The 12772-nt window shown below is 63.5% G+C and carries 7 protein-coding genes and 1 riboswitch; of the genes, 6 read left to right on the top strand and 1 reads right to left on the bottom strand.

What is annotated here, in order from left to right; translation table 11 throughout:
- Nucleotides 1-240: 240 nt before the first annotated feature.
- Together AYM40_RS18695 and AYM40_RS18690 are read left to right on the top strand one after the other, a co-directional pair.
- Nucleotides 241-4944, top strand: a complete 4704-nt coding sequence (locus tag AYM40_RS18695; RefSeq protein WP_063497516.1) for a glutamate synthase-related protein — start codon at nucleotides 241-243, stop codon at nucleotides 4942-4944.
- A gap of 139 nt (nucleotides 4945-5083) precedes the next feature.
- The gene (locus tag AYM40_RS18690; RefSeq protein WP_063497515.1) at nucleotides 5084-6553 is read left to right on the top strand and encodes a glutamate synthase subunit beta; all 1470 of its coding nucleotides are present in this window, start codon (nucleotides 5084-5086) and stop codon (nucleotides 6551-6553) included.
- A gap of 300 nt (nucleotides 6554-6853) precedes the next feature.
- Here the strand turns inward: AYM40_RS18690 and AYM40_RS18685 are convergent, their stop codons facing one another.
- Nucleotides 6854-8605, bottom strand: a complete 1752-nt coding sequence (locus AYM40_RS18685; protein WP_063498105.1) for an ABC transporter ATP-binding protein/permease — start codon at nucleotides 8603-8605, stop codon at nucleotides 6854-6856.
- A gap of 366 nt (nucleotides 8606-8971) precedes the next feature.
- Nucleotides 8972-9095: riboswitch (TPP riboswitch) on the top strand.
- 229 nt (nucleotides 9096-9324) lie between these two features.
- Between AYM40_RS18685 and AYM40_RS18680 the strand changes: the two genes are divergently transcribed.
- The 4 genes from AYM40_RS18680 (at nucleotide 9325) to thiE (ending at nucleotide 12697) form a co-directional block, all read left to right on the top strand.
- Nucleotides 9325-10455: an FAD-dependent oxidoreductase gene (locus tag AYM40_RS18680; RefSeq protein ID WP_063497514.1), complete on the top strand. Its 1131-nt coding sequence runs from the start codon at nucleotides 9325-9327 to the stop codon at nucleotides 10453-10455.
- Nucleotides 10456-10544: 89 nt separating this feature from the next.
- Complete coding sequence (thiS, locus tag AYM40_RS18675; protein ID WP_063497513.1) at nucleotides 10545-10742, top strand: sulfur carrier protein ThiS; 198 nt, start codon at nucleotides 10545-10547, stop codon at nucleotides 10740-10742.
- A gap of 39 nt (nucleotides 10743-10781) precedes the next feature.
- Nucleotides 10782-11597: a thiazole synthase gene (locus AYM40_RS18670; RefSeq protein WP_063498104.1), complete on the top strand. Its 816-nt coding sequence runs from the start codon at nucleotides 10782-10784 to the stop codon at nucleotides 11595-11597.
- On the top strand, nucleotides 11594-12697 hold the full coding sequence (gene thiE / locus AYM40_RS38695) for a thiamine phosphate synthase (protein ID WP_082855126.1): 1104 nt from the start codon (nucleotides 11594-11596) through the stop codon (nucleotides 12695-12697). The genes AYM40_RS18670 and thiE overlap by 4 nt, the downstream gene beginning before the upstream one ends.
- Nucleotides 12698-12772: the final 75 nt, after the last annotated feature.

Genomic DNA, 12772 nt, shown 5'->3' with positions numbered 1-12772 from the left:
TGCACCTTTTTGATATGGCACCAATAAAAAATAACCGCAATGCACCAATTTGATAATTGGGGATCAATCATCACGTTTTATTTGCTATTCCGTTGATTCGTCGCGTATATTCCGAATTCCGGTACTTTTTGATACGCGTGGCATTCAAGCGTACTGAGACGCCGACGCGGTTGCGGTGCGCACCGCGGCAATAGAAAAACGGTTTAACGGCCTGTCCGGCCCCTCACAGACGGTGTCCCCATGAACGACCACCAGCAACCGACTCACCCGGTTCCCGCCGCGCAAGGTCTGTACGACCCGCAAAACGAACATGACGCCTGCGGCGTCGGCTTTGTTGCTCACATCAAGGGCAAGAAAAGCCACGAGATCATCGAGCAAGGTCTGAAGATTCTCGAGAACCTCGACCACCGGGGCGCCGTCGGCGCCGATCCGCTGATGGGCGACGGCGCGGGCATCCTGATCCAGATTCCGGACGGTTTCTATCGTGAGGAAATGGCCAAGCAGGGCGTCGTGCTGCCGCCCAACGGCGAGTACGGCGTCGGCATGGTGTTCCTGCCGAAGGAACACGCATCGCGTCTCGCGTGCGAACAGGAACTGGAACGTACAGTGAAGGCCGAAGGCCAGGTCGTGCTGGGCTGGCGCGATGTGCCGGTCGACCACACCATGCCGATTTCGCCCACCGTCAAGGCGAGCGAGCCGCTGATCCGCCAGATCTTCATCGGCCGCGGCAAGGACATCATGGTGACCGACGCGCTCGAGCGGAAGCTGTACGTGATCCGCAAGACCGCGAGCCACCGCATCCAGGCGCTCAAGCTCAAGCACGGCAAGGAATACTTCGTGCCATCGTGCTCGGCGCGCACGGTCGTCTACAAGGGGCTGCTGCTGGCGGGCCAGGTCGGCGTGTACTACCGCGACCTGCAGGACGAGCGCACGGTGTCGGCGCTGGCGCTGGTGCACCAACGCTTCTCGACCAACACGTTCCCGGCGTGGGAACTGGCTCACCCGTACCGCATGATCGCCCACAACGGCGAAATCAACACGGTGAAGGGCAACGTCAACTGGCTGAACGCCCGTACCGGCGCGATCGCCTCGCACGTGCTCGGCGACGATCTGCCCAAGCTGTGGCCGCTGATCTACCCGGGCCAATCCGACACGGCGTCGTTCGACAACTGTCTCGAACTGCTGGTGATGGCCGGCTACCCGCTCGTCCACGCCGTGATGATGATGATCCCGGAAGCGTGGGAACAGCACACGCTGATGGACGACAACCGCCGCGCGTTCTACGAATACCACGCCGCGATGATGGAGCCGTGGGACGGCCCCGCCGCGATCGCCTTCACCGACGGCCGTCAGATCGGCGCCACGCTCGACCGCAACGGTCTGCGTCCGGCGCGCTACATCGTTACCGACGACGACCTGGTCATCATGGCGTCGGAAGCGGGCACGTTGCTGATCCCCGAGTCGAAGATCGTCAAGAAATGGCGTCTGCAGCCGGGCAAGATGTTCCTGATCGACATGGAGCACGGCCGCATCATCGACGACAAGGAACTGAAGGACAACCTCGCCAACGCCAAGCCGTACAAGAGCTGGATCGACGCCGTGCGCATCAAGCTCGACGAAATCGAGGCGAAGGCCGAAGACGTCGCGACGGAGCGCCGCGAAGCTGCTGCCTTGCTGGATCGCCAGCAGGCGTTCGGCTACACGCAGGAAGACCTCAAGTTCCTGATGGCGCCGATGGCGCAAGCCGGTGAAGAAGCAGTCGGCTCGATGGGCAACGACTCGCCGCTGGCCGTCATGTCCAATAAGAACAAGACGCTCTATCACTACTTCAAGCAGCTGTTCGCGCAAGTCACGAACCCGCCGATCGACCCGATCCGTGAAAACATGGTGATGTCGCTGGTGTCGTTCGTCGGTCCGAAGCCGAACCTGCTGGACACGAACAACATCAACCCGCCGATGCGTCTTGAAGTGTCGCAGCCGGTGCTCGACTTCAAGGACATCGCGAAGATCCGCGCGATCGATCAGTACACGGGCGGCAAGTTCAGCTCGTACGAACTGAACATCTGCTATCCGGTGGCCTGGGGCAAGGAAGGCATTGAAGCGCGTCTGGCTTCGCTGTGCGCGGAAGCCGTCGATGCGGTCAAGTCCGGCTACAACATGCTGATCGTGTCGGACCGCAAGACCGACCGCGACAACGTCGCGATTCCAGCATTGCTGGCCACCGCCGCGATCCACACGCACCTCGTCCAGCATGGCCTGCGCACGAGCGCGGGGCTGGTCGTGGAAACCGGCTCGGCGCGCGAAACACACCATTTCGCGTTGCTCGCGGGCTACGGCGCGGAAGCCGTGCACCCGTACCTCGCGATGGAAACGCTCGGCCAGCTCGCAGCGGGCCTGAAGGGTGACCTGTCACCGGAAAAGGCGGTCTACAACTTCACCAAGGCAATCGGCAAGGGCCTGCAGAAGGTCATGTCGAAGATGGGCATTTCGACCTACATGTCGTACACCGGCGCGCAGATTTTCGAAGCTGTGGGCCTGGCTGAAGGCCTGGTGTCGAAGTACTTCAATGGCACCTCGTCGAAGGTTGGCGGGATCGGCCTGTTCGATGTCGCGGAAGAAGCGATCCGTCTGCATCGCGACGCGTTCGGCGACAACCCGGTGCTCGCTAACATGCTCGATGCGGGTGGCGAGTACGCCTATCGCGTGCGCGGCGAAGAACACATGTGGACGCCGGATGCGATCGCCAAGTTGCAACACTCGGCGCGCAGCAACTCGTATCAGACGTACAAGGAGTACGCGCACCTGATCAACGATCAGACCAAGCGCCACATGACGTTCCGCGGCCTGTTCGAGTTCAGGCTGGATCCGTCGAAGGCGATCCCGCTGGACGAAGTGGAATCGGCGAAGGAAATCGTCAAGCGTTTCGCCACCGGCGCTATGTCGCTGGGCTCGATCTCGACCGAAGCCCACGCCACCCTGGCTGTCGCGATGAACCGCATCGGCGGCAAGTCGAACACCGGCGAAGGCGGCGAGGACGTGAACCGTTATCGCAACGAGCTGCGCGGCATTCCGATCAAGAACGGCGACACCATGAAGTCGGTGATCGGCGAGGAGGTGATCGTTGACATTCCGCTGAAGGAAGGCGATTCGCTGCGCTCGAAGATCAAGCAGGTGGCGTCGGGCCGTTTCGGCGTGACGGCGGAATACCTCGCCTCGGCCGATCAGATTCAGATCAAGATGGCGCAAGGCGCGAAGCCGGGCGAAGGCGGCCAGTTGCCGGGCCACAAGGTGTCGGAATACATCGGCAAGCTGCGTTACTCGGTACCGGGCGTTGGCCTGATTTCGCCGCCGCCGCACCATGACATCTACTCGATCGAAGATCTGGCGCAGCTGATTCACGATCTGAAGAACGCCAACTCGGCAGCGAGTATCTCGGTGAAGCTGGTGTCGGAATCGGGCGTCGGTACGGTTGCTGCCGGTGTCGCCAAGGCGAAGGCCGACCACGTCGTGATCGCCGGCCATGACGGCGGCACGGGTGCATCGCCGCTGTCGTCGGTGAAGCATGCCGGCACGCCGTGGGAACTGGGTCTGGCGGAAACGCAGCAGACGCTGGTGCTGAACCAACTGCGCGGCCGTATCCGCGTGCAGGCTGACGGCCAGATGAAGACCGGCCGCGACGTCGTGATCGGCGCGCTGCTTGGCGCGGACGAATTTGGCTTCGCGACGGCGCCGCTCGTCGTCGAAGGCTGCATCATGATGCGCAAGTGCCACCTGAACACCTGCCCGGTCGGCGTCGCGACGCAAGATCCGGTGCTGCGTGCGAAATTCCAGGGCCAGCCGGAGCACGTCGTCAACTTCTTCTTCTTTGTTGCGGAAGAAGCGCGCGAACTCATGGCGCAACTGGGCATTCGCAAGTTCGAAGACCTGATTGGCCACGCCGAACTGCTCGACATGAAGAAGGGCGTCGAACACTGGAAGGCGAAGGGGCTCGATTTCTCGCGGGTGTTCTATCAGCCGCAGGTCTCGGCAGACGTGGCTCGCAAGCACGTCGACGTGCAGGACCACGGTCTGGATCGCGCGCTGGATCACGTGCTGATCGAGAAGGCGAAGGGCGCGATCGAGAAGGGCGAGCACGTCTCGTTCATCCAGCCGGTGCGCAACGTGAACCGTACGGTCGGCGCGATGCTGTCCGGCACGATCGCGAAGAAGTACGGCCACGACGGCTTGCCTGACGACACGATTCACATCCAGTTGAAGGGCACCGCAGGCCAGAGTTTCGGCGCGTTCCTCGCGAGGGGCGTGACGCTGGATCTGGTCGGCGACGGTAACGACTACGTTGGCAAGGGCCTCTCGGGCGGCCGCATCATCATCCGTCCGACCAACGATTTCCGCGGCAAGTCCGAAGAAAACATCATCTGTGGCAACACGGTGATGTACGGCGCGATCGAAGGCGAAGCGTTCTTCCGCGGCGTCGCCGGCGAGCGTTTCTGCGTGCGTAACTCCGGTGCGACGGCGGTTGTCGAAGGCACGGGCGACCACGGTTGCGAATACATGACGGGTGGCACGGTGATCGTGCTCGGCGAAACGGGCCGTAACTTCGCGGCCGGCATGTCGGGCGGTATCGCCTACGTGTTCGATCCGGACAACACGTTCGCGGGCAAGTGCAACAAGTCGATGGTCGCGCTCGATCCGGTCTTGCAACAGGCCGAACAGGAACGCACGGTCGACAAGGGTCTGTGGCACAGCGGCACGACCGACGAAGCCCTGCTCAAGGGTCTCATCGAGCGTCACTTCCAGTTCACGGGTTCGCCGCGTGCAAAGGCGCTGCTCGAAAACTGGGATGCGTCGCGCCGTCAGTTCGTGAAGGTGTTCCCGACCGAATACAAGCGCGCGCTGGGCGAAATGGCTGCGAAGAAGGCGAACAAGGAAGTGCTCGCCGCCTGACTTGCCGCATAGCCGCTGCGCTGACCATCAGCACAGAAGACGTCACATTTAGCCGTACCCGCCGCGCTTGACTGTTCGATTGTTCGACGCGCGGCGGGTGTAGATCACCTCACCTGATACAGATAGAGAAGAGAACCACATGGGCAAGGCAACCGGTTTTCTCGAGTACGAGCGCCGCCACGAGGCGTACGAAGCTCCGCTCACGCGTGTGAAGCATTACAAGGAATTCGTTGCGGCACTGACCGACGACGAAGCCAAGATTCAAGGCGCGCGTTGCATGGACTGCGGCATTCCGTTCTGCAACAACGGCTGCCCGGTGAACAACATCATCCCGGACTTCAACGACCTGGTGTTCCATCAGGACTGGAAGAACGCGATTGAAGTGCTGCACTCCACGAACAACTTCCCCGAGTTCACGGGCCGCATCTGCCCGGCGCCGTGTGAAGCGGCCTGCACGCTCGGCATCAACGACGACCCGGTGGGCATCAAGTCGATCGAACACGCGATCATCGACAAAGCGTGGGCCGAAGGCTGGGTCGCACCGCAGCCGCCGAAGCACAAGACCGGCAAGAAAGTCGCCGTGGTCGGATCCGGCCCCGCCGGTTTGGCCGTCGCGCAGCAACTCGCGCGCGTGGGGCACGATGTCGCCGTGTTCGAAAAGAACGACCGCATCGGTGGCTTGCTGCGTTACGGCATTCCTGACTTCAAGCTGGAGAAGTGGCTGATCGACCGCCGCATGCGCCAGATGGAAGCTGAAGGCGTGACGTTCCGCGCTAACGTGTTCGTCGGCAAGGCAGATTCGCTGCCGGAACACATCGGCAATACCGCGAAGGAAACCATCACGCCGGCCGAGCTGAAAGAACAGTTCGACGCGGTCGTGATCGCCGGCGGTTCGGAAATGCCGCGCGATCTGCCGGTGCCGGGCCGCGAGCTGGAAGGCATTCACTACGCGATGGAATTCCTGCCGCAGCAGAACAAGGTCAACGCCGGCGACAAGGTCGCGAACCAGCTGCTCGCCAAGGGCAAGCATGTGGTCGTGATCGGCGGCGGCGATACGGGTTCGGACTGCGTCGGAACGTCGAACCGTCATGGCGCGAAAAGCGTCACGCAATTCGAACTGCTGCCGCAACCGCCGGAAGAGGAGAACAAGCCGCTCGTGTGGCCGTACTGGCCGATCAAGCTGCGCACGTCGTCGTCGCATGACGAAGGCTGCTCGCGCGACTGGGCGGTCGCGACCAAGCGTCTCGAAGGCAAGAACGGCAAGGTCGAGAAGCTGATCGCCGCGCGCGTCGAATGGAAGGACGGCAAGATGCAGGAAGTGCCGAACTCTGAATTCGAAATGAAGGCCGATCTGGTGCTGCTGGCCATGGGCTTCACGCAACCGGTCTCGCCGGTGCTCGAAGCGTTCGGCGTCGACAAGGACAACCGTGGCAACGTGCGTGCGTCGACCGAAGGCGACAAGGCGTATTACACGTCGGTGGACAAGGTGTTCACGGCGGGCGATATGCGTCGTGGCCAGTCGCTGGTGGTGTGGGCGATTCGTGAAGGCCGTCAGTGCGCACGTTCGGTCGACGCATTCCTGATGGGTCATTCGGAACTGCCGCGCTAATGTCGCCGGCTGGTTTCCGCCGGATGGCGTAGAAACCGGCTAATGCTTGCAGGACGAGGTGGAGACGACAAAGCGGTATATAAGCGGTACATAAGCAGTACACCAAAGCGGTAAAAAACAAAGCCGGGCACCTGAGAAGGTGACCCGGCTTTTCATTTTTGCGACGTGCAGAGCCCTGTCTATGCGTTGGGTCGCGAGTGACGCCCCGCGCCAGGCCGCGAAGTCATTGCGTCTTTTCCGATAGCGGCTCAACGTCAGCCCGTCGAGATAGATCTCCGGCGCTCGCGTTGTTCATGCAGTTCAAGCGGCAATCGCTTCGCCCGAGCGCTCGACGTCGAGCGTTTCGCCATGGAACGCCGCCAGCGATTCGCGATGCGCAACGCTGACGATCGCCGCCTTCGGCAGCCGCTCAGTGAACAGGTGATAGAGACGCGCTTCGTTTTCCGCATCGAGCGCGCTGGTCGCTTCGTCGAGGAACAGATAGTCCGGCTTGTGCAGCAGCACGCGGGCGCCGGCGAGACGCTGTTGTTCACCCGGCGAGAGAACGCGCGTCCAGTGTCCCGATTCCTGCAGGCGGTCGGCGTACTCCGACAGGTGGCAGGTGACGAGCGCTTCGCGGCATTCTTCGTCGGTGTAGGTGTCCGCAGCGGACGGATAGGTGAGCGCGGCTTTCAACGTGCCGATCGGCATGTAGCTGACCTGCGGGATGAACATCATGCGCGCGTTGACCGGTGCGTCGATCGAGCCGTCGCCGAACGGCCACAAGCCGGCGAGCGCACGCATCAGCGTGCTCTTGCCGGAGCCGGACGGACCGCGCACCAGCCAGCGCGAGCCCGGCGTGATTGCGATATCGCGGATGCGCGACAGTGGGTTGCCGTTCGGCAGCGCAAGCTGGAGGCCATCGGTCGAGAGCTTGTCTTCGTCGACGAAATGCAGGTTGATGCCGCCATGCGCGGTGGCGGGCGACACCGATTCCTTCAGACGCGGCGCATGCACGACACGGCTGAATTCACGCAACCGGTTCACGGTAGCGCGCCACTCGACCAGGGTGCCGTAACTGTTGATGAACCACGAAAACGAATCGCTGACGGTGCCGAATGCGCTCGAAATCTGCATCAGCACGCCGAACGTGAACGCGCCCGCGAAGTAACGAGGCGCCGCCACCACCAGCGGAAAGATGATCGCGATCTGACCATAGAAGCTCAGCACGAAGGTGAGCCGCTTGGTGTACTTCATCACCTGCCACCAGTTGTCGCGGATGCGGCCGAACAGCGAGTGGGTGTTCTTCTTCTCGGTCTCCATGCCGTCGTAGAAGGCAATCTGCTCGGCGTTTTCACGCAGACGGATCAAGCCGAAACGGAAATCCGCCTCGACTTTCTGCGCCTGGTAATTGATCGACACGAGCGGATGGCCGACTTTCTGGATGATTACCGAGCCGACTACCGCGTAAAGCGCCGCGGCCCACACCATGTAGCCTGGAATCTGCACCGGCATGCCGCCGAGCGAAACGGTCAGCGCACCGGCCAGCGACCACAGGATCGTGATGAACGAGACCAGCGTGACGACCGTGGACAGCAGATCGAGCGTCAGCGAGAGCGTGGTGGTGGCGAACGATTGCAGGTCGTCGCTGATCCGCTGGTCGGGATTGTCGGCGAGCCGGTCGCGTTCGATCCTGTAGAAGGCGCTGTCGTGCAGCCACTCGTTGAGATACCGCGTGGTCAGCCACTGGCGCCAGCGGAAGCCGAGCATCTGGCGCAGATAGCGGCCGTACACGGCAAGGATGATGAAGCCGAACGCGAGCCCCGAAAACACCATCAGCAGGTGCGGAAAGTCGTGCACGTTCTTGGTCTGCAGCGCGTTGTAGAAGTCGGCGCTCCAGCGATTCAGGCGCACGTTGATCCACACGACGAGCAGATTCATCACGATGATCGCGACGAGCAGCCCCCACGCCGTCTTTCGTTCTTCGGAGACCCAGTAAGGTTTGATCAGGCTCCAGGCGGAGACTTTTTCGTCCGGCGGCAGCACGGGGCTGGAAGCGGTATTCAGTGTCATGAGCATCCTGGTGAAGTGCTGGCCCGTGCCGGGCTGGCCTCAGTCGGGCCGGCCCCACGGCGGGTTTGCGGTGCGTACCCCGGGCGTCGTGCTCGACGAACGCACGTCCGGGCGGGCGCCCGATTCTGGCGCGAAGCCCTTAAGTGAAAATTAATTTCCGCTCAGAGGTGTCGCCTCGATGCCGCCGTCGCGCGGGTGGCGAAGCTTGCAGCCCGCGCCTGGCTCCTGCGGCATCCGATTTTGGCATTGTGCCAGAGCGCCGCCCCCGGCCGTATTGATGAATCGAAGGATGGTGCCGGGTCAAATGCGCGCGACTGCGCAGGCCATTGGTTTGCGGGCGCCGCGCCTTTTATGGTCTAATGACCTTCGACGAAACAGGGGTGCTTTGCCCACAGGCTGCGTGATTCTCACGCAACGGCGGCAAGGCTGAGAGAGACCCTTTGCACCCGATCCGGGTAATACCGGCGCGGGAAGTTTCCGGAAGCAGCCAATCTTCCATTCCCCGCCGGGCGGCGTCCGTCATTGGACTCGCGTATTGCCCGGCCGGCCTCACCCGCCGGTTTCGTCCTGGGTACGTGCGTTTTTGTGCCGTACGGAAAGGATTCGATGACCGCCTATTCTTCATACAAGTGCTTTGCTCCGCGCCACGCCCTCGTCGGCTGTGTCGGTGCGCCGCGCTGTTTTAGCCTTGCTTGCCGTTGCGACTCGGAGTGGGCGCGATGAACCGTTCAGCTCAACCTGATTTCGCCGTGCTCGGCGGCGGGCTGTGCGGACGCCTGGTCGCGTGGCGTCTCGCCGGCCAAGGGTATCGCGTGGCGCTCTATGAGCGTGGCGATGCCGCGGGCTCGCAAGCCGCAGCCTGGGTCGCCGCCGCCATGCTGGCGCCGCTGGCCGAAGCCGCCAGTGCTGAATTGCTGATCACGCGTCTTGGCGCGAGCTCGCTCGACACCTGGCCGCAAGTGCTGGCCGAATTGCCCGAACCGGTGTTCTTCCAGCGCAATGGCACGCTCGTCGTGTGGCATCACGCCGACCGGACCGAAGCGCCGTTGTTCGAACGCCGTGTGCGCTCGAACGCGCCTGCCGAATTGCTCGACGGCGGCTTCGTCCCGCTTGTGGGTCCCCAGATCGGCGCCGCCGAGCCCGCGTTGGCGGGCCGCTTCAATCAGGGCTGGCTGCTGCCGCGCGAAGGTCAGCTGGATAACCGTCAGGTGCTGGCCGCGCTCGCTGCGGGCCTTGCCCAGCGCGGAGTCGAAACGCACTGGAACACGCCGGTCGACGATCACGCGCTGCCACCCGCGCGCATCACGATCGATTGCCGGGGTTTGGGCGCAAAGCCCGTGCTGCCCACATTGCGCGGTATCCGCGGCGAAGTCGCACGCGTGCACGCGCCCGGTATCAAGCTGACGCGGCCGGTGCGCCTGCTGCATCCGCGCTATCCGCTGTATATCGCGCCGAAGCAGGACGATCTCTACGTGATCGGCGCCACCGAAGTAGAAGGCGAAGACATGTCGCCGGTCAGCGTACGCTCCGCGCTCGAACTGCTGAGCGCGGCGTTTTCCGTGCACCCCGGCTTCGGCGAAGCACGCATCCTCGAACTGAATTCGCAGTGCCGCCCGACTTTGCCGGACCACCGTCCGGCCTTGCTGTGGGATGGCGCGCAGACACTGCGCGTGAACGGCCTGTACCGGCACGGCTACATGATCGTGCCCGAAGTCGCCGATGAAGCCGTGCGCTTCGCCGCGGCGCTGCTCGACGGCCGTATCGGCGACGCCGATGCCTTCGCCGACTGGCAAAGTGCCGCGCGCTGGAGCGAGCTGTTTCAACTGGATTCCACGCGGGAGCCGGCATGAGCGTTGCGCGCCTGCGGATGAAATAACCGCAGGCAATCAAGCGCGCGCCGCGTCGCTTCCTGCCATCGATTGAACCGTATTCGAACACCATGGACATTCATATCAATCAGAAGTCGTTGTCGCTGCCCGAAGGCGCGACTGTTGCCGATGCGCTCGCCGCGTTCGGCGCGCGTCCGCCGTTCGCGGTCGCGTTGAACGGCGATTTCGTTGCACGCACCCAGCATGCGGCGCGCGCGCTGCAGCCGGGCGACAAGCTCGATGTCGTGCAACCCGTGGCCGGCGGCTAAGCCCCGCGCCACGCATTGCCGGAGACCAGGACTATGCAAATGACTTTCCCCCAAACCGCCGACGCGCTCACGCTCTACGGCCAAACCTTCGCGAGCCGCGTGCTGCTCGGCACCTCGCGCTATCCGTCGCTGCAATCGCTATCCGATTCGATCGACGCGGCGCGGCCCGGCATGGTGACGGTCGCGCTGCGCCGGCAAATGAACGAAGGCGGCGCCGAAGCCGGTTTCTTCGATTTGCTCAAGCGCCACGGCGTCCCGCTGTTGCCCAATACCGCCGGCTGCCTGACCGTCGGCGAGGCGGTGACGACCGCGCATATGGCACGTGAAATCTTCGAAACCGAGTGGATCAAGCTCGAACTGATCGGCGACGACTACACGCTGCAGCCCGACCCGGTCGGTTTGATCGAAGCGGCTGCACAGCTGATCAAGGACGGTTTCAAGGTCCTGCCGTATTGCACCGAAGATCTCGTGATCGGCCGCCGTCTGCTCGATGCGGGGTGCGAGGCACTGATGCCCTGGGGCGCACCGATCGGCACCGGCAAGGGCGTCATCAATCCGTACGGCCTGCGCGTGTTGCGTGAACGCCTGCCGGATGTGCCGCTGATCGTCGACGCGGGCCTCGGCGTGCCGTCGCACGCGGCGCAAGTAATGGAGTGGGGCTTCGACGGCGTGCTGCTAAACACCGCGGTTTCGCAGGCGACCCATCCCGATGCGATGGCGCGCGCCTTTGCGCTGGGCGTCGAAGCGGGCCGCCAGGCTTTTCTGGCGGGGCCGATGGCCGAGCGCGAAAGCGCGCACGCGAGCACGCCGGTGGTCGGCATGCCGTTCTGGCATCAAGACGGGAGCGCCGCATGACGCAAGCTTTGCCTTTGACTGGCCGCGACCTCTTCTGGCCGCCTGCCGACGAACTCACCGAAGCCGCCGAGCGGATCCGCTCCCGCCTGGGCGAGTGGCCGCCGACGCATGCGCCGTGGCGCATCTGCCTGACCGCGCCGGACGAGCCGAACGGTGGGGACCTGATCGTCGTCGCCGACGCGCAGCAGCATGGCGAGCAGGTGGCGCGCCGGCAGGTGCAAGGCGCCGGCGTGATCGTTGCCGCCGAGAATGCGGCGACGCTGCATCTGGGCGGCGAGAAATACAGTCTGGAAGGTCATCTGGCGGAAGACTGGATTCCCGCGCTGGCGGCGTTTCTGGACTGCGGTTTCGATCCGCATGACGCGCTGGTGCTGGCTCTGGCCTGGCGCGACGGCGACGAAACCAAAGCGGACGACGCATTTCCGGCGAATATCGCGCATTTCCCGCGCCTCGCCTGCTTGCCGGCCGCGCCGGCACAGGCGTTCGCGCGTTGTCCCGACCGGCTCGGTCTGTATCCGGTGCTGCCGACCGCGGAGTGGGTCGAACGGGTGGTGGGCTTCGGCGTGAAAACGGTCCAGTTGCGCCGCAAATCGGCGGAACCCGCCGACGAACTGAAGCGCGAAATCGCCCGCTGCGTCGCCGCTGGCCGTGAGCACGATGCCCAGGTTTTCATCAACGATCACTGGCAAGCCGCGCTGGAAGCGGGCGCCTACGGCGTCCACCTCGGCCAGGAAGACCTGCATACGGCCGACCTGTCGGCGCTTGCCATGGCCGGCATCCGGCTCGGTCTGTCAACACATGGTTTCTACGAGATTCTGAAGGCGCTGCACTTCCGGCCCAGCTACATTGCGCTGGGGGCAGTCTTTCCGACCACCACCAAGGTCATGCCGACCGCGCCGCAAGGCCTCAAGCGTCTGGCGCGGTATGTCCACCTGCTCGACGGCGTTGTGCCGCTGGTGGCGATCGGGGGGATCGATCTGCAGGTGTTGCCGGACGTGCTGGCGACCGGCGTAGGTTGCGCGGCCGTCGTGCGGGCAGTGACCGAGGCCGCCGATCCGGCTGCGGCGGTTTCGGCGCTGCAACATGCGTTTGCGCAATAATCGTCAAGTTCGGTAAAGGGACAGGGCACCTCACGGCAGCTTTTGCATGATGGCCCTATAATTCGGCCTTCCGTG

The sequence above is a fragment of the Paraburkholderia phytofirmans OLGA172 genome (genome assembly GCF_001634365.1).
Taxonomy (GTDB): domain Bacteria; phylum Pseudomonadota; class Gammaproteobacteria; order Burkholderiales; family Burkholderiaceae; genus Paraburkholderia.
Note: the sequence above shows the minus strand (reverse complement) of the source record. Positions and strands in the feature narration are given on the sequence as shown.